The organism is Denitromonas iodatirespirans (genome assembly GCF_018524365.1).
GTDB classification, from domain to species: Bacteria; Pseudomonadota; Gammaproteobacteria; order Burkholderiales; family Rhodocyclaceae; genus Nitrogeniibacter; species Nitrogeniibacter iodatirespirans.
The window spans coordinates 184,601-202,281 of sequence record NZ_JAEKFT010000006.1 but is presented as its reverse complement, the minus strand read 5'-3'; the positions used below and the strand labels follow the sequence as shown (position 1 = coordinate 202,281).

At 66.7% G+C, this 17,681-nt stretch carries 14 protein-coding genes; 9 read left to right on the top strand and 5 right to left on the bottom strand.

The features are described from left to right. Positions 1–23: 23 nt before the first annotated feature. Entirely contained in the window at positions 24–479 is a 456-nt protein-coding gene (locus I8J34_RS07745) for a DUF1850 domain-containing protein (protein WP_214360822.1), read from the bottom strand. A 79-nt stretch (positions 480–558) separates the two neighbouring features. On the opposite strand from I8J34_RS07745, the gene I8J34_RS07740 reads away from it, so the two are divergent. Further along, the gene (locus I8J34_RS07740) at positions 559–1,038 is read left to right on the top strand and encodes an EVE domain-containing protein (RefSeq protein ID WP_214360821.1); all 480 of its coding nucleotides are present in this window, start codon (positions 559–561) and stop codon (positions 1,036–1,038) included. Then, entirely contained in the window at positions 1,028–1,834 is an 807-nt protein-coding gene (locus tag I8J34_RS07735) for a sulfite exporter TauE/SafE family protein (protein WP_214360820.1), read from the top strand. The genes I8J34_RS07740 and I8J34_RS07735 overlap by 11 nt, the downstream gene beginning before the upstream one ends. 46 nt (positions 1,835–1,880) lie before the next feature. Here I8J34_RS07735 and I8J34_RS07730 read toward each other — a convergent pair whose 3' ends face one another. The 3 genes from I8J34_RS07730 to I8J34_RS07720 all read right to left on the bottom strand — a co-directional run bounded on the left by I8J34_RS07730 (position 1,881) and on the right by I8J34_RS07720 (position 4,880). Beyond that, positions 1,881–3,383 carry an alkaline phosphatase PhoX gene (locus tag I8J34_RS07730; protein ID WP_214360819.1) on the bottom strand — a complete coding sequence of 501 codons (1,503 nt, stop codon included), beginning with the start codon at positions 3,381–3,383 and terminating at the stop codon, positions 1,881–1,883. A gap of 37 nt (positions 3,384–3,420) precedes the next feature. Then, positions 3,421–3,984, bottom strand: coding sequence for a PEP-CTERM sorting domain-containing protein (locus I8J34_RS24945; RefSeq protein ID WP_214360818.1), 564 nt, complete (start codon positions 3,982–3,984; stop codon positions 3,421–3,423). A 113-nt stretch (positions 3,985–4,097) separates the two neighbouring features. Further along, complete coding sequence (locus tag I8J34_RS07720; RefSeq protein WP_214360817.1) at positions 4,098–4,880, bottom strand: enoyl-CoA hydratase/isomerase family protein; 783 nt, start codon at positions 4,878–4,880, stop codon at positions 4,098–4,100. A 228-nt stretch (positions 4,881–5,108) separates the two neighbouring features. On the opposite strand from I8J34_RS07720, the gene I8J34_RS07715 reads away from it, so the two are divergent. The 3 genes from I8J34_RS07715 to I8J34_RS07705 all read left to right on the top strand — a co-directional run bounded on the left by I8J34_RS07715 (position 5,109) and on the right by I8J34_RS07705 (position 9,413). Beyond that, positions 5,109–5,429, top strand: a complete 321-nt coding sequence (locus tag I8J34_RS07715) for a DUF485 domain-containing protein (RefSeq protein ID WP_214360816.1) — start codon at positions 5,109–5,111, stop codon at positions 5,427–5,429. Further along, on the top strand, positions 5,429–7,102 hold the full coding sequence (locus I8J34_RS07710; protein ID WP_214360874.1) for a cation acetate symporter: 1,674 nt from the start codon (positions 5,429–5,431) through the stop codon (positions 7,100–7,102). The genes I8J34_RS07715 and I8J34_RS07710 overlap by 1 nt, the downstream gene beginning before the upstream one ends. A 124-nt stretch (positions 7,103–7,226) precedes the next feature. Next, positions 7,227–9,413 (top strand): patatin-like phospholipase family protein, encoded by a 2,187-nt coding sequence (locus tag I8J34_RS07705; protein ID WP_230411745.1) that lies wholly within the window; start codon positions 7,227–7,229, stop codon positions 9,411–9,413. An 11-nt stretch (positions 9,414–9,424) separates the two neighbouring features. Here I8J34_RS07705 and I8J34_RS07700 read toward each other — a convergent pair whose 3' ends face one another. After that, on the bottom strand, positions 9,425–10,096 hold the full coding sequence (locus I8J34_RS07700) for a GntR family transcriptional regulator (RefSeq protein WP_214360814.1): 672 nt from the start codon (positions 10,094–10,096) through the stop codon (positions 9,425–9,427). A gap of 373 nt (positions 10,097–10,469) precedes the next feature. Between I8J34_RS07700 and scpA the strand changes: the two genes are divergently transcribed. From scpA to accC, 4 genes are all read left to right on the top strand, one after another. Next, positions 10,470–12,629 carry a methylmalonyl-CoA mutase gene (gene scpA / locus I8J34_RS07695; protein ID WP_214360813.1) on the top strand — a complete coding sequence of 720 codons (2,160 nt, stop codon included), beginning with the start codon at positions 10,470–10,472 and terminating at the stop codon, positions 12,627–12,629. Between the two features lie 59 nt (positions 12,630–12,688). Next, positions 12,689–13,687 carry a methylmalonyl Co-A mutase-associated GTPase MeaB gene (meaB, locus tag I8J34_RS07690; protein WP_230411752.1) on the top strand — a complete coding sequence of 333 codons (999 nt, stop codon included), beginning with the start codon at positions 12,689–12,691 and terminating at the stop codon, positions 13,685–13,687. A gap of 62 nt (positions 13,688–13,749) precedes the next feature. Further along, positions 13,750–15,282, top strand: a complete 1,533-nt coding sequence (locus I8J34_RS07685) for an acyl-CoA carboxylase subunit beta (protein ID WP_214360811.1) — start codon at positions 13,750–13,752, stop codon at positions 15,280–15,282. A 73-nt stretch (positions 15,283–15,355) separates the two neighbouring features. Then, positions 15,356–17,341, top strand: a complete 1,986-nt coding sequence (accC, locus tag I8J34_RS07680; protein ID WP_214360810.1) for an acetyl-CoA carboxylase biotin carboxylase subunit — start codon at positions 15,356–15,358, stop codon at positions 17,339–17,341. The last annotated feature ends 340 nt before the right edge of the window (positions 17,342–17,681 follow it).

The window sequence follows — 17,681 nt, the reverse complement described above, 5'->3', positions numbered from 1 at the left end:
GTGTGGCATTGGCCACACCCTTTTTATTTGTTCACGGCCGGCGCACAGGCGCGAACATCCACCCAGGCAATCTCGGGCAGGCCCGGTAGCCAGTCCACCAGCGGGCGGCACTGGCCGGCGGCGCACAGGGTGTAGCCGGCGGTGAAGGGCGAGTGGGTCAGTGCCAGCCGGTCTTCGCGGCGCGGCACCCGGTAGTGCCACACGCCGTCGATCAGGCGTGCGCCGGGGGCCGGCTCCATGCCGGCGCCGGAGCCGCGCACCCGCGCTTCGACCAGAACCAGCTGACCGTCGTCGAGCTGCCAGTCTTCTTCCCAGCGGATTTTTTCGATCGAGTGCATCCACGACACGGTCAGCTGCGTGCCGGGCAAATGGCGCAGCAGGCCGTCGCTGCTCAGGCACAGCTGCGGTGCGGGGGCGATGGGCGGATGGGCGCAGGCGCCGAGCAGCAGCGCGGCGAGCAGGGGGAGAAAGCGGCGCATCGGCGCACTGTAGTGGCTTGAAGGCATCGGTTCAAGCGGCGCGCTGGTAAAGTAGCGCGCTGACGAGGAGGCGCCTGACATGCGTTACTGGCTGATGAAATCCGAGCCGGACGATTGTTCGATCGACGATCTGGCGGCGATGCCGGATCAGACCGTGGCCTGGTATGGGGTGCGCAACTACCAGGCGCGCAATTTCATGATGCACCAGATGGCCGTGGGCGATCTGGTGTTCTTCTATCATTCGAGCTGCCCGGCGCCGGGCATCGCGGGGATCGCGCGCGTGGCCTCGCCGGCCTACCCGGATGCCACCCAGTTCGATGCGGCGAGCCGCTTCTTCGATCCGAAGTCGGCGCCCGAGCGGCCGCGCTGGTTCAATGTGGATGTGCGCTTCGTGCGCAAGACGCGCCTGATCCCGCTGCCCGAGTTGCGGGCGCAGCCGGCGCTGGCGAACATGCGGGTGCTGGCGCCGGCCAACCGCTTGTCGATCACCCCGGTCGATCCCGACGAATGGCGTTTCATCCTGACAACGATGCTGGAACTGGATCCTGATGAGCTTTGAGCTATGGTGGTTGTCCTACCCCGTGCTCGGGGCCTTCGTCGGCTTTTTTGCCGGGCTGCTCGGGGTGGGCGGCGGCGGCATCATGGTGCCGGTGCTGACCAGCCTGTTTGTGGCCCAGGGTTTCCCCGCCGACAAGATCGTGCACATGGCGCTGGGCACTTCGATGGCCGGCATCGTGATGACCTCGGTGGCCAGCCTGCGGGCGCATCATCGGCATCGCGCGGTGCGCTGGGACGTGGTGCGGGCGATCACGCCGGGCATCCTGGCGGGCACCTTCGGCGCGACCTTCATTGCCTCGCACGTGGCCTCCCGGCCGCTGGCCATCTTCTTTGCCTGCTTCATGGCCTATGTGTCGACCCAGATGCTGCTCAACATCAAGCCCAAGCCGAGCCGGGCGCTGCCCGGGCCCTTGGGCATGACCGGCGTGGGGCTCGGGATCGGTGGCGTCTCGGCGCTGGTGGCGATCGGCGGCGGCTCCCTGTCGGTGCCTTTCATGACCTGGTGCAACCTCAAGATCCAGAACGCCATCGGCACCTCCGCGGCCATCGGCCTGCCGATTGCGCTGGCCGGCACGGCCGGCTACGTGATCAACGGCTGGGGCACCGAGGGCACGCCGGCCTATACCGCCGGCTTCATCTACCTGCCGGCGCTGGTGCTGATCACGCTGGTGAGTACCTTCACTGCGCCGCTGGGTGTGCAGCTGGCGCATCGTCTGCCGGTGGCGACGCTGAAGAAGGTCTTCGCCGGCGTGCTGATTCTGTTGTGCGTGAAGATGCTGCACAGCGTGTTTGGATGAGACAAGGCCCCGCCCGGGCAGGCGGGGCCTTGCGTGACGGGCCGGCTTAGAGCGCGCCGTTGTCCCAGGGGCCGGTGACCGCAAAGGTCACGCCAGGCGACTGGATGTTGAAGAACAACCACTCGTTGTGGAAGGTGGCGCCGGCCACTTCGCTGCCGGTGTAGTTGTTGCCGAACACGCGGCCGGAGGGGCGGGTGTAGCTGCCCATGCCCGAGGCGCTGAAGTTCATGTTGTTGGCGCAGAACGGAAAGACCGTGCCGTCCAGCGTCAGGCCATGCAGCATCTGCGGGCTGCGGCTGCCGTCCTCGCACAGGATTAGGCTGCCGCGCGGGCTCCAGGCGATGTTGTCGGGGTTGTTGACCACGCTCGCCCCGCTCGATTCGAACACCAGCGTAAAGGTCTCGCGGCGCGGATCGTAGGCGAAGATCTGGCCCTGGCGGGCGCTGCCGCCGCTGGTCGAGCACACATAGATCACGCCGTTGCCGTACCAGCAGCCTTCGCCGCGCACGATGCTGGAGGCGCCCTGGACCAGGCCCTGGGCGCGCACGCCACCGTAGCTGGTGCCGGAGACGAAGGGCTTGTTGGGCTCGTCGATGTCCACCCAGTCCACATCCCAGCTCATCCCGGCGACCATGCCGGCGGCACCGGTGTTGAAGTAGCCGTAGCTGGTTCCGAGGAGGGTGATGCTGGCGTTGTGGGCGGCGGCCAGGCGCATCATCTGCAGGCGGCCGCCGGCGGCCGGGTTGCCCGGCATGTTGGGGATGAAGCGGTAGAAGCCCGACGGGGTGCTGTCTTCGGTCTCGTAGATGATGCCGGTGACCGGATCGACGGCGACCGCTTCATGGCTGAAGCAGCCCATGTCGGTGAGCGGCACCGGACGGGCGGCGCCGACGGCGGGCACGTCGAAGCAGTAGCCGTGCTGCTTGGTGTAGGCGCTGCCGGTGTGCGTGCCGTTGCTGGTCTCCTCGCAGGTGATCCAGGAATTCCACGGCGTCGGGCCGCCGGCGCAGTTGCGGATGGTGCCGCTGATCGAGGCGTAGGCACCGACCCACTGCTCGAGGCGTGGCGCGAACATCAGGGTGGTGGTGCCGCCGTCACAGGCCGCATCGTAGGTCACCTTGGGCGAGGCGAAGGAGCCGCTGGTGCCGCCTTGCTCGTGGTTGCGTACCAGCACGATCTTGTTGGCATCGGAGGCGACCACCGCCATACCGTCGTGCACGGCCGGGGTCGGGCGCCCGTCGGACATGATGTCGCCAGTCCAGCCGAAGGACCAGTATTTGAAGCCGGCGGGCAGTTGCAGCAGCGGCAGGCCGGTGGCTTCGTCGGCCACCGGGGCGAGCGGGCCGTAGTCGGGGCTGTAGGGCAGCGATACCGCGTTGGCCTTGCCGGACAGCGCGGCGAAAGGCATTGCCAGTGCGGCGCTGCCGGCCACGCTGCTCTTGAGGAAGCCGCGGCGGCTGAAGCTCCAGTGCGGGTCCATGTGGCCGGCGGACTCGCCCTGGGTCAGTTCGCGGAAGATGTCGAGATGGTCGTCATGACGCAGGCTCATTGTTCTCTCCAGTGTTTTTGGGGTTGGGGGGCGGGGGTCAGGTGCGGCGACGCAGGCGTAGTGCGGCGCTCAGGCCGAGACCGGCCAGGAACATGGCGTAGGTTTCGGGTTCGGGGACGCTGGCGGCGATGGTGTAGGCGAGTTGGCCGCTGCCGAGGCCGTCGGCGTAGTCGGCGATGGCGAGCACGAAGGGGCCGCTGCCGTAGGTGTTGGTGAAGGACAGCGCGGCCGGTTCGCCGGCGCCGTCGGCGCTCCACGGGTTCAGGCCGTCGGCGCCGGCGATGAACAGCGAGGACAGCGCGTCCGAGCCCATGTCGAAGTAGTTGGCGGTGTCGCTCTCGGTGCCGTACCACACCGCGATGTAGGGATCGAGGTCGGCGTTGGTGGGGGTGACGGTGATCGACACCTCGGCGAGGAAGTCGGCGTTGAAGGTCCACAGCGACCAGTTGGCGCCATCCGACCACGGGCCGCTTTCGGCGGCCACGGTGCCGGCGAAGCTGCCGCTGGTGAGGTGGCCGTCATAGCTGGGGGCGGCCGCGAGGGCGGCCTGCGTGCCGGCGAAGGCCAGCGCCGCCGCCAGTAGGGCGTGCTTTGCAGTCATGGAACATCGCTCCGTTGGGGTGAGGATGTCCAGTGTTCTGCAGGCGCGTTAACTCACGTGGCGCTCGGTGAGGCCAAAAACTAGTCCTTTCGGCATATCGCGCCGCGCACCGTTCAGCGGCCGTCGAAGCGGGGGGCGCGTTTGGCGAGAAAGGCCTGCATACCCTCGGCGTAGTCGGCGGTGTCGAGAAAGGCGAAGGCGTCGCGCTTTTCGGCATCGGTCAGCGGCGCGCCGGTCATCAACCGGTGCACCCACTGCTTGTGGGCGCGGGCGACGAGCGGCGCACCGGCGCCGATGCGCCGGGCGGTGGCGAGCGCCTCGTCGATGACCTGATCGTCCTCGACCACCCGGCTCAGCAGGCCCTTGGCCAGTGCCTCGTCGGCGCCCAGGATGCGCCCTTCGAGCAGGATTTCGAGCAGCACGGCCGGGCCGACCAGCGCGAGCAGGCCGGCCATCTCGCCCGGATATATCGAAAAGCCCAGCCGGTTGATCGGTGCGCCGAAGCGCGCGCTGCGTCCGGCGATGCGGATGTCGCAACAGCCGGCGATCTCCAGCCCGCCGCCGATGCAGGCGCCCTGGATGGCGGTCACGGTGGGGATCGGGCAGTGGCGGATGGCGTCCAGCGCCGAGGCGACCAGGGTGTCGTGGTAGTGCAGGGCGTCGTCGACCGTGGCGCGCACGGTGAGGAATTCCTCGATGTCGCCGCCGGCGGCAAAGGCCTGGTGGCCGGCGCCGCGCAGGATCACGCAGCGCAGGCCGGGCTCGGCGTCCACCGCGGCCAGATGCGCATGCAGCTGGCGCCACATGTGCGAGTCGATGGCGTTGAGCCGGTCGGGGTTGTCGAGCGTGATGGTGGCGAAGCCGTCATTGATCTCGAGCCGTATCGTGCCGGGCATGGCATTGATCTCCGTAAAGCGTGGTGCGGTGAGGCATAAATTGGATGTATTCCTTTATTTCACGGGTTTATCGATGCGTGCGATGCAATATTTTTTCCATACCAATGAGTATGGAAACATGTAGATCATATAAGATACCCGCGCCGACTGCCCACCGCAGAGGCGGGGGCGGTTGCGCGCACAAAATCAATATTCGACAACCGTAGCATCATGATGAGGGAGGGCCTCATGTCCAGTTCGGTGTATGCCCGCATACGCAACAATCCGCAGTTCACGGAACTCGTCAAGCGTCGCGGGCGCTTTGTCTGGTTCCTGTCGGCGATCGTGTTCGTCGTCTTCTATGGCTTCGTGATGGCCGTGGCCTTCGCCCCCGATCTGGTGGCGATGCAGCCCTTTTCGGGTAGCCACGTGACGGTCGGCATCCTTGCCGGCCTGTTCCAGTTCATTGTCTTCTGGGTGCTGACGCTGATCTATGTGCGGCGGGCCAACGGCGAATTCGATGCGCTGAACAAGCAGATCGTGGCTGCGGCCTGGGAGGAGGGGAAATGATGCGTCCGACTCTTCTTGCCCGCCTCGCCCTGGCGGCGACCAGCCTGTTGGCGACCTCGGCCATCGCCAGCGACGCCATTTCGCAGACCACCAAGCAGGCCATCAACCTCAACGCTATCGGCATGTTCGTGGTGTTCGTGCTGCTGACGCTGGGGATCACCTACTGGGCGGCCAGCCGCACCAAGTCGACCGCCGACTTCTACACCGCCGGCGGCGGCATCACCGGCTTCCAGAACGGCCTGGCGATCGCCGGCGACTACATGTCGGCCGCCACGCTGCTGGGCCTCACGGCGATGATGTACACCCAGGGCGTCGATGCCTACATCTACATGATCGCCTTCTTCGTTGGTTGGCCGGTGATCCTGTTCCTGATGGCCGAGCGTCTGCGCAACCTGGGCAAGTTCACCTTTGCCGACATCACCTCCTACCGCCTCAACCAGGGCAAGGTGCGCACCATGGCGGCGGTCAGCTCGCTGATCGTGGTGTGCTTCTACCTGGTGGCGCAGATGGTCGGCGCCGGCCAGCTGATCAAGCTGCTGTTCGGCCTCGACTACGGCATCGCGCTGGTGCTGGTCGGTGCGCTGATGATGGTCTATGTGACCTTCGGCGGCATGGTGGCGACCACCTGGGTTCAGATCATCAAGGCCTGCATGCTGCTGTTTGGCGGCACCGTGGTGGTGGTGCTGGCGCTCTCCCAGTTCGGCTTCAGCTTCGAAGAACTGAGCGCGCGCGCCATGTCGGTGCACACGCTGGGCGCCAAGCTGTTCGCGCCGGGCAACCTGCTGGCCGAGCCGATCACCGCGATTTCGCTCGGCCTCGGGCTGATGTTCGGCACCGCCGGCCTGCCGCATATCCTGATGCGCTTCTTCACCGTGACCGATGCCAAGGAGGCGCGCAAGTCGGTGCTGTTCGCCTCGGGCATCGTCGCCTACTTCTTCAACGTGGTGGCGCTGATGGGCCTGGCGGCGGTGATCATCGTCGGCCAGAACCCCGAGTTCTTCGAAGAGGGGCAGATCGGCGGCAAGATCATCGGCGGCGGCAACATGGTCGCCATGCACCTGGCCAAGGCCGTGGGCGGCGACCTGCTGCTCGGCTTCCTGTCGGCGGTGGCCTTCGCCACCATCCTGGCGGTGGTCGCCGGGCTGGCGCTGGCCGGTGCGTCGGCCATCTCGCACGACATCTACTCGCGGGTGATCAAGAAAGGCACGGCCAGCGAAAGCGCCGAGCTGCGCGTGTCCAAGTTCGCCACCATCGGCCTCGGTCTGGTCGCCGTGGTGCTGGGCCTGGCCTTCGAGAAGATGAACGTGGCCTTCATGGTGGCGCTGGCCTTCGGCGTGGCCGCTTCGGCCAACTTCCCGGTGCTGATCCTGTCGATGTACTGGAAAGGCCTGACCACGCGCGGCGCGCTGGCCGGCGGCTACCTCGGCCTGCTGAGCGCGGTGACGCTGGTGGTGCTGTCCAAGTCGGTGTGGGTGGCGGTGTTCGGCTATGCTGAGCCGATCTTCCCCTACACCCAGCCGGCGCTGTTCTCCATGCCGGTGGCTTTCCTGGCGGCGTTTGTCGTGTCGATGCTCGACCGCAGCGCCGAGGCCGATGCCGAGCGCCAGGCCTTCGGCGACCAGTATGTGCGCGCCCAGACGGGTGTCGGCGCGGCGACCGCCGCCGCCCATTGATCGACCCTGCCGGCTGCGGCCGGCAGGCGCAGCACGCAAGGCCCCGGCGCTTCGGCGTCGGGGCTTTTTGTTTGCCGCCCCCGTCGCTAGACTGGCGGGCTGTTTACGACTGCAAGGCCTCACCGTGCGCCGTCTGTTGATTCTCCTGCTTGCCGGCTGGCTCACCCACCTGCCGGCGCTGGCCGAGGGCGGGGTGGCCCTGGTGCTGTCGGGTGGCGGGGCGCGCGGCGTGGCGCACATCGGCGTGCTCAAGGTGATGGAGCAGATGCGCATCCCGGTTGATTGCGTGGTCGGCACCAGCATGGGCGCCATCGTCGGCGCCGCCTATGCGGCCGGCGTGCCGCTGGCGACGATGGAGCGCCAGGTGCGCTCGGCCGATTGGGACGCCATCTTCGCCAACACCGTGCCGCGCGATCGGCAGCCGTTTCGCGAAAAGGAAGACGCCTCGCGCAACCGCAGCGCGCTGTCGATGGGCTATGGCGACGGCCGGGTGTTGCTGCCGCACAGCGCCATTGCCGGGCAGGAGCTGGATCGCTTCCTGCAGCGCCTGATCGGTTCGGCCGACGATCTGCCCAATTTCGACGCCTTGGCGCTGCCCTTTCGCGCCATGGCCACCGATCTGGAGAGCGGTCAGCTGGTGGTGCTCGACGACGGTCCGCTGTGGCGGGCGATGCGCGCCAGCATGGCCGTGCCCGGCGTGTTCCTGCCCATCGCGCAGGACGGGCGGTTGCTGGTCGACGGCGGCCTGGTGCTCAACTTGCCGGTCGACGAGGGGCGTCGGCTGTGCGGCACGCGCGTGATCGCGGTGAATCTGGGCACGCCGCCGATGGCGCGCGACCGCCTGCAGTCGGCCACCGACATCGTGTTGCAGGCCATCAACCTGGCGCTCGAACAGAACGTGGCCCAGCAGCTGGCGCGCCTCGGCGCGGACGACGCGCTGGTGCAGGTGGATCTGGGCAGCATCACCTCGATGGACTTCGACCGCGTGCTCGAGACGATTCCGCTGGGCGAGGCGGCGGCGCGCAATGCCGCCGGCGTGCTGGCGCGCTTCAGTGTCGATGCCGAAAGCTTCGCCTTGTGGCAGCGGCAGCGCCAGGCACGCTGGACGCAGCCCGAGCCGGTGATCCGCCAGGTGGTGGTCGACGGCATGCGGTATGTGCCGGCCGAAGCGATCCGGGCGCGGCTCGACGCCTTGCGCGATCGCCCGCTGGACCGCGAGGCGCTGGAGCGGGATATCGACGGCCTCTACAGTTCGGGCGACTTCGAACGCCTGCGCTACAGCCTGGTGCGCGACGGGGCCGTGGCCGACCTGCGCATCGAGGCCGCCGAGAAATCCTGGGGGCCGACCTACCTGCGCTTCGGTGGTGGGCTGTCGGCCGACTTCGAGGGCGACGGCGCGGTCGGGCTGTATGCCGGCGTGTCGCGCCGCTGGCTGAACCGCTGGGGCGCGCGGCTCGATGCCGATGTCCAGCTGGGCACCACCAACCGGTTGCGCACCGAGTTGTACCAGCCGCTGGGCCTGAACGCGGCGTGGTTCGTGGCGCCGTCGATCGAATTCCAGAGCCGCGCCACGCCGGTCTACGACAAGGGCCGGAAGCTGGCCGACTACAAGGTGCGCGAGCGCACGCTGGGGCTCGACCTGGGCTACGAGATGGGCGAATGGGGCGAGCTGCGGGTCGGGCTGCGGCGGGGCACCCAGCGGGCCGAGGTGCTGGCCGGCCAGGCGCTCTATCCGGCCATCGACATCGACGACGGCGCGCTGCAGGCCTCGGCCACGCTGGACCGGCTCGACAGCCCGTTCTTCGCCACGCGCGGCTACGCGGCCCGGCTCCAGGTGGCGCGGCATCTTCCGCGCTTCGGCAGCGATCTGGACTACACCACGAGCGCGCTCAACGCCTCGCTGGCGATGTCCTACCAAGCGCATAGCGCCCAGCTCGGCGTGTTGTTCGCCGGCAGCCCGGACCGCGATCTGCCGGCGGTGGCGCGCACGCCGCTGGGCGGCCCGTTCCTGCTCTCGGGCTATCGCTACGGCGAGCTGACGGCCGATCAGGTGTTCTTGCTGCGGGGGGCCTGGTACCGGCGCATCAGCAAGCTGCCGGACTCGCTGGGGCGCGGCGTGTATATGGGGGCGACCTACGAATGGGCGCGTTTGCGTGCCTATGCTTCGGCCGGCGCAGACGCGGGGACGTTCCGCTCAGGCTCGCTGTTCGTCGGCGCCGACACGGTGCTCGGGCCGCTCTACCTGGGGGCCGGCATGTCGCCGGAGATCCACGAGTGGCGCTTTTATCTGCAGTTCGGCCAGCCGTACTGACGGCCGGCCGCTCAGGCGGCTTCGGTGCGGGCGGCGGCGATGCGCGCCAGCGCCTTGCGGCCGCTGGCGATGTGTTCGCGCATGGCCAGTTCGGCCTCGTCGGCGTCGCGGGCCAGCATGGCCTTGAGAATGCGGCGGTGTTCGGTCAGTGACTGTTCCAGCCGGCCTTCGCTGAACAGCGAGTGATGGCGCGAGAGCTTGATCACCTTGCGCAGGTCGTCGATGACATGCAGCAGCCAGCGATTGTCGGCAATCGTCTGCACCTGGTGGTGGAAGGACTGGTTGGCTTCGAAGAACCCGTTGATGTCGCCACCGGCGGCGGCCGCTTCGAGGTCGGCATGGATCCGTTCGAGCGCTTTCAGGTCGGCCGCGTTCGCCTGCACGGTGGCGTCGCGCGCGCACTGGCCTTCGAGCAAGCCCATGACGGTGAAGATCTCGTCGAGATCGCGCTCCGAGATCTCGGTCACGTAGCAACCGCGCCGCGGCTTGAGCGTGACCAGCCCCTCCGAGGCCAGCACCTTGAGCGCTTCGCGCAGGGGCGTGCGTGAGATGCCGTAGTGCTCGGTCAGGGCTTGTTCGTCGATCCAGGCGCCCGGTTTGAGTTCGTGGGCGAATATCCGCTCGCGCAGGCGTTCGGCCACTTCCTGGTACAGCGCCATGGGTGCAATGCGAGTTGCGTTCATGCGGAACCGGTCTCCTCACGGGTGACGATGGGGTCGGGCGCGGCGCGTGCGGCGCGGCGGTCCGTCGGGCGGATCGCTGCCGGGGGCGGTTAACGCGCGTCCGGGTTGCGGGTAGCATGATACCGCGAATCCGGTTCCTCTTGCATTCATAATTATGGATAAAGTATTATCCGCCCGTCGCAGGTCACTATCCTGTACAGCGTCCAGTCACAAAGAGGGCGTCGCTTCGGCGACGGAGAGGGAGGGATGCTCGTACAGGGCGCCGACGGCCGCCCGCGTCTTTCGCGGGCGGCGCAGTCGCCGCACGATTCCATACAGATAACACGCGGGCTCGACCCTGTTCGGGCCCGCTCCGTTGATCAGAGAGGTAAGCATGTCGAAGGCGCCCGATACCCCCAAGTTCTCGCTGGACGACTGGTACAAGGCCGCGGCCAAGACGGCGCCGGGCAACGATCCGGCCGCCCTGAACTGGGTCACGCCGGAAGGCATCGTGGTCAAGCCGCTGTATACCGCCGAGGACGTGGCGGGGCTCGAATACACCGACACGCTGCCGGGCTTCGAGCCCTTCGTGCGCGGGCCGCAGGCCACCATGTATGCGGGCCGGCCGTGGACCATCCGCCAGTACGCCGGCTTCTCCACCGCCGAGGCGTCGAACGCCTTCTACCGCAAGGCGCTGGCCGCCGGCGGGCAGGGCGTGTCGGTGGCCTTCGATCTGGCCACCCACCGCGGCTACGATTCGGACAATCCGCGTGTGACCGGTGACGTCGGCAAGGCCGGCGTGGCGATCGATTCGGTCGAGGACATGAAGATCCTCTTCGACGGCATTCCGCTCGACAAGGTGTCGGTGTCGATGACCATGAACGGCGCGGTGCTGCCGATCCTGGCCGGCTACATCGTGGCCGCCGAGGAGCAGGGCGTGAGCCAGGACAAGCTCTCGGGCACGATCCAGAACGACATCCTTAAAGAATTCATGGTGCGGAACACCTATATCTATCCGCCCACCCCGTCGATGAAGATCATCGCCGACATCTTCGGCTATACCGCGCAGCACATGCCGAAGTTCAACTCGATCTCGATCTCCGGTTATCACATCCAGGAAGCGGGCGCGAACCAGGCCATCGAGCTGGCCTTCACGCTGGCCGACGGCCTGGAATATGTGCGCACCGGCATCGCCAGCGGCATGGATGTGGACAAGTTCGCCGGCCGCCTGTCCTTCTTCTGGGCGGTGGGCATGAACTTCTACCTCGAGATCGCCAAGATGCGCGCGGCGCGCCTCTTGTGGTGGCGGATCATGAAGCAGTTCAACCCGAAGAGCGAAAAGTCGATGATGCTGCGCACGCACTCGCAGACCTCGGGCTGGTCGCTCACCGAGCAGGATCCATACAACAACGTGGTGCGCACCACCATCGAGGCCATGGCCGCGGTGTTCGGCGGCACCCAGTCGCTGCACACCAACGCGCTCGACGAAGCCATCGCGCTGCCCACCGAGTTCTCGGCGCGCATCGCCCGCAACACCCAGATCGTGATCCAGGAAGAGACCCACATCTGCAACGTGGTCGACCCCTGGGCTGGCTCCTACATGATGGAATCGCTGACCCAGGAGATGGCCGACAAGGCCTGGGCGCTGATCGAAGAGATCGAGGCCATGGGCGGCATGACCAAGGCGGTCGAGGCCGGCTGGGCGAAGATGAAGGTCGAGGAATGCGCGGCCGAGAAGCAGGCGCGCATCGACTCGGGCAAGGATGTGATCGTCGGCGTCAACAAGTACAAGCTGGCCAAGGAAGACCCGATCGAGATCCTCGACATCGACAACCATGCGGTGCGCGAATCGCAGGTGGCGCGCCTCAAGAAGATCCGCGCCACGCGCGATCAGGCGGCCGTCGAGGCCGCGCTGGCCGCGCTCACCGAGTGCGCCCGGACCGGCGAGGGCAACCTGCTCGATCTGGCCGTCAAGGCGGTGCGCCTGCGCGCCACGGTGGGCGAGGTGTCCGATGCACTCGAGGCCGAGTGGGGCCGCTTCCGTGCCAATCCGCAAGTCGTTTCCGGAGTGTATGCCAAGGTGGTTGAAGAACAGGATGACTGGAAAGCGCTGAAGGCCGAGATCGAGGCCTTCGTGGCCGACGAGGGCCGCCGCCCGCGCATCATGATCGCCAAGCTCGGCCAGGACGGGCATGACCGCGGCGCCAAGGTGGTGGCCTCGGCCTTTGCCGATCTGGGCTTCGATATCGACATCGGCCCGCTCTTCCAGACGCCCGAAGAGGCCGCACGCCACGCGGTGGAGAACGATGTGCACGCCGTGGGCTGCTCCAGCCTGGCGGCCGGCCACAAGACGCTGGTGCCCGAGATCATCAAACATCTCAAGGCGCAGGGCGCAGACGACATCATCGTCTTCGTCGGCGGCGTGATCCCGGCGCAGGACTACGACGCCTTGCGCTCGGCAGGCGCCAAGGGTATTTTCGGTCCCGGCACACCGATCCAGACCGCCGCCCGCGAAGTGCTGGCGCAGATCCGCCAGGCGCGCGCCGCGGCCTGAGCGGCGCTGCTGCCGGGGGGCTTCGGCCACCCCGACAGGACCCCCGCCTTTCCATGCCCATGTCCCACACGCCCGCCGAACTCGACACCGTCGACCAGCATCTGGTCGACGGTGTGATCGCGCGACAGCTGCGCCCGCTGGCCAAGACCATCACCCTGATCGAATCCCTGCGGCCCGATCATCGCGCCCGTGCGCGCCGGGTGCTCGAGGCCCTACTGCCGCATACCGGCGGCGCCATGCGGGTGGGGATCTCCGGGGTGCCGGGGGTGGGCAAGTCGACCTTCATCGAGGCGCTCGGCCTGTATCTGATCGAGCAGGGCCTGCGCGTGGCGGTGCTTGCGGTCGATCCGTCCTCGTCGGTGACCGGCGGCAGCATCCTCGGCGACAAGACGCGCATGGAGATGCTGTCCCAGCGGACCGAGGCCTTCATCCGCCCCAGCCCCGCGGCCGGCAGTCTCGGCGGCGTGGCCGGCAAGACGCGCGAGACGCTGCTGGTGTGCGAGGCGGCTGGTTTCGACGTGGTGATCGTCGAGACCGTCGGCGTCGGCCAGAGCGAGACCGCGGTGGCCGGCATGACCGACATCTTCTGCCTGCTGCAGTTGCCCAATGCCGGCGACGACCTGCAAGCGATCAAGAAAGGGATCATGGAGCTGGCCGACCTGATCGTCATCAACAAGGCCGACATCGACCCGCGCCAGGCGGCGGTGGCCAAGAGCCAGATCAAGACCGCGCTGGGCATGCTGCGCCACACCTCGCCCAACTGGGTGCCACCGGTGCTGACCTTGTCGGCGCTGAAGAAGGAAGGCATCGCCCAGTTCTGGGACGAGATCCTGCGCTATCGCGACACCATGCGCGGCAGCGGCGAATTCGACGAAAAGCGCCGCCACCAGGCCGAGGCCTGGATGTGGGAGCTGATCGACAGCGGCCTGCGGCAGGGCTTTCGCGAGCATCCCCGGGTGCGCGCCGAGCTGGCCGGCCTGCAGGCGGCGGTGGCGCGTGGCGACACCACCCCGGCGGCGGCGGCCCACCGCTTGTTGCACCATTTGAACGAACACTGAGCGGCGTGACCGGAACATCGGCGCGCCGCCTGCAAAGAAGTGCCTTTCAGGAGACCTGAGTTATGCATGAAATCATCCGCCAGTTGGAGGAGAAGCGTGAGAAGGCCCGCCTCGGTGGTGGGCAGAAGCGCATCGCCTCCCAACACACCAAAGGCAAGCTGACGGCGCGCGAGCGTATCGATCTGCTGCTCGACGACGGCAGCTTCGAAGAGTGGGACATGTTCAAGGAGCACCGCTGCACCGATTTCGGCATGGCGTCCGAAAAGGTGCCGGGCGACGGTGTGGTGATCGGCTACGGCACCATCAACGGCCGGCTGGTGTTCGTCTTCTCGCAGGATTTCACCGTGCTCGGCGGCTCGCTGTCCGAGACGCATGCCGAGAAGATCTGCAAGGTGATGGACCAGGCGATGAAGGTTGGCGCCCCGGTAATCGGCCTCAACGATTCGGGCGGCGCCCGCATCCAGGAGGGCGTGGCCTCGCTCGGCGGCTATGCCGACGTGTTCCAGCGCAACGTGATGGCCTCGGGCGTGGTGCCGCAGATCTCGCTGATCATGGGCCCCTGCGCCGGTGGCGCGGTGTATAGCCCGGCCATGACCGACTTCATCTTCATGGTCAAGGATTCGTCCTACATGTTCGTGACCGGTCCCGAAGTGGTCAAGACCGTGACCCACGAGGACGTGACCGCCGAGGAGCTCGGCGGTGCGGTGACGCACACCACCAAGTCCGGCGTGGCCGACCTGGCCTTCGAGAACGATGTCGAAGCGCTGATGGTGATCCGCCGCATGATGGGTTTCATCCCCGCCAGCAACCGCGAGAAGCCGCCCGTGGTGCCGTGCCAGGATCCGGCCGAGCGCCTCGACATGTCGCTCGACACCCTGGTGCCCGACAACCCCAATCAGCCCTACGACATGAAGGAGCTGATCACCAAGATGGTCGACGACGGCGACTTCTTCGAGCTGCAGCCCGACTACGCCAAGAACATCGTCATCGGTTTCGGCCGCATGGAAGGCGCGCCGGTCGGCATCGTCGCCAACCAGCCGCTGGTGCTGGCCGGCTGCCTGGACATCAAGAGCTCGATCAAGGCGGCGCGCTTCGTGCGCTTCTGCGACGCCTTCAACATCCCGGTGGTGACGCTGGTGGACGTGCCGGGCTTCATGCCGGGCACCGCGCAGGAATACAGCGGCATCATCAAGCACGGCGCCAAGCTGCTCTATGCCTACGCCGAATGCACCGTGCCCAAGGTCACCATCATCACCCGCAAGGCCTATGGCGGCGCCTACGACGTGATGAGCTCCAAGCATCTGCGCGGCGATGTGAACTTCGCCTGGCCGACGGCCGAGATCGCGGTGATGGGCCCCAAAGGCGCGGTGGAGATCATCTTCCGCGAAGAAAAGAACAATCCCGAGAAGATCGCCGAACGCGAAGCCGAGTACAAGGCCAAGTTCGCCAACCCCTTCGTGGCAGGCGCGCGCGGCTTCATCGACGACGTGATCATGCCGCACGAGACGCGCAAGCGCGTGTGCCGGTCACTGGCCATGCTCAAGGACAAGGAACTTGAAAACCCGTGGCGCAAGCACGGCAACATTCCTTTGTAATCGGTGATTCGTGATTGGTGAATGGGTGATGCGCGGCGGCCCCGCCGCCCGTAGCGCCGGAGGAAATCGACATATGTTCAAGAAAATTCTGATCGCGAACCGGGGTGAAATCGCCTGCCGGGTGATCAAGACCGCCCGCCGCATGGGCATCCAGACCGTGGCCGTGTACTCCGAGGCCGACAAGCGCGCGCTGTTCGTCGAGCTGGCCGACGAGGCGGTGTGCATCGGGCCGGCGCCCTCGGCGCAGTCCTACCTGGTGGCCGACAAGATCATCGCCGCCTGCAAACAGACCGGTGCCGAAGCGGTGCATCCGGGCTACGGTTTCCTGTCCGAAAACGCCGAGTTCTCGCGTCGGCTGGAAGAGGAAGGCATCAAGTTCATCGGCCCCAAGCACTACTCGGTGGCCAAGATGGGCGACAAGATCGAGTCCAAGAAGCTGGCGCTCGAGGCCAAGGTCAACACCATCCCCGGCTACAACGACGCCATTTCCGGCCCTGAGCAGGCGGTCGAGATCGCCAAGGACATCGGCTATCCGGTGATGATCAAGGCCTCGGCCGGCGGCGGCGGCAAGGGTTTGCGCGTGGCCTTCAACGACAAGGAGGCCTTCGAGGGCTTCACCTCCTGCGTCAATGAAGCCAAGAACGCCTTCGGCGACGACCGCGTGTTCATCGAAAAATACGTGCTCGAGCCGCGCCATATCGAGATCCAGGTGCTCGGCGACGCCTACGGCAACTATGTGTACCTGAACGAGCGCGACTGCTCGATCCAGCGCCGTCACCAGAAGGTCATCGAAGAGGCGCCGAGCCCCTTCGTCGACCCGGACATGCGCCGCGCCATGGGCGAGCAGGCCGTGGCGCTGGCGCGCGCGGTGCAGTACGAGTCGGCCGGCACGGTCGAGTTCGTGGTCGGCGCCGACAAGAGCTTCTACTTCCTGGAGATGAACACCCGGCTGCAGGTGGAGCATCCGGTCACCGAGTACATCACCGGCATCGATCTGGTCGAGCAGATGATCCGCGTGGCCTACGGCGAGAAGCTGGGTTTCGGTCAGGACGAGGTCAAGCTCGACGGCTGGTCGATGGAATGCCGCATCAACGCCGAAGACCCCTTCCGCGGCTTTTTGCCCTCCACCGGCCGGCTGGTCAAATTCGAGCCGCCGGTCGAGCGCGAGGATGTGCGTGTCGACACCGGGGTGTACGACGGCGGCGAGATCTCGATGTACTACGACTCGATGATCGCCAAGCTGATCGTGCACGGCACCGACCGCGCCGACGCGATCCGCAAGATGCGCGACGCGCTCAACGAGTTCGTGATCCGCGGCATCAGTTCCAACATCCCCTTCCAGGCCGCACTGCTCGAGCACCCGCGCTTCTGCTCGGGCAACTTCAACACCGGCTTCATCGCCGAGGAGTATCCCCAGGGCTTCGACGCCTCGATGGTGCCGCATGACGATCCGGGCCTGCTGGCGGCGGTGGCCACCTTTGCCCGCATGCGCTACATCGAGCGGGCGGTGCAGATCTCCGGGCAGATGGCCGGCCATGGCCGGCGCGTCAACAAAGAGCTGGTGGTGTTGATGGGGGCCGACAAGTATCCGGTGTCGGTGGAAGACCTCGACGGCGGCCTGCGTATCCGTCAGGGCGAGAAGACCTACGACATCGTCTCCGACTGGACCTTCCGCGACCGGCTGTTCAAGGGCTCGGTCAACGGCGCCCCGGTGTGCCTGCAGATCGAGCGCCGCGGCCTGCGCTACCACATCAGCCATTTCGGCCTGCAGGTGCAGCCGATGGTGATGACCGAGGTGGCCACCAGCCTGCTCGAGCGCATGCCCGAGAAGCTGCCGCCGGATCTGTCCAAGCTCCTGCTCTCGCCGATGCCGGGCCTGCTGCGCGAAGTGGCGGTGCAGCCGGGCCAGGAGGTGAAGGCCGGCGAGAAGCTGGCCGTCATTGAGGCCATGAAGATGGAAAACGTCCTCAAGGCCGAGCAGGACTGCGTGGTCAAGAAGGTTGTCGCCCATCCGGGCGCCAGCCTGACGGTGGACGAAGTCATCATCGAATTCGAATAAGCCGGTTTCGCGAATCGATAGGGAGGGAGGCTCGCCACACCTGCTGGCGAGCGCCTGTCGGCGCATCGGGGCTCACGCAAGTGAGCCCCTTTTTTCTGCCGGTTCGCACTCCGCTGTGGAACCGCCGTCGCCATGTGCCTGTCGTAAATTGAAACAAGCCCAGGCGCGGCCGATTTGCGCAAAAATGTTTTGTGCAATAGTATTCGGGCGTTCATGTTCAACACTTAACCTGATCCATGCGCGTGGAGAACGTCCACGACGCATTCTGTTGGCTGCGGTAGGCGCCACCCCAACGCGCCGGAACCAAGTCAAGCCGCCGCCCCGCTGTTCTGGCAATACG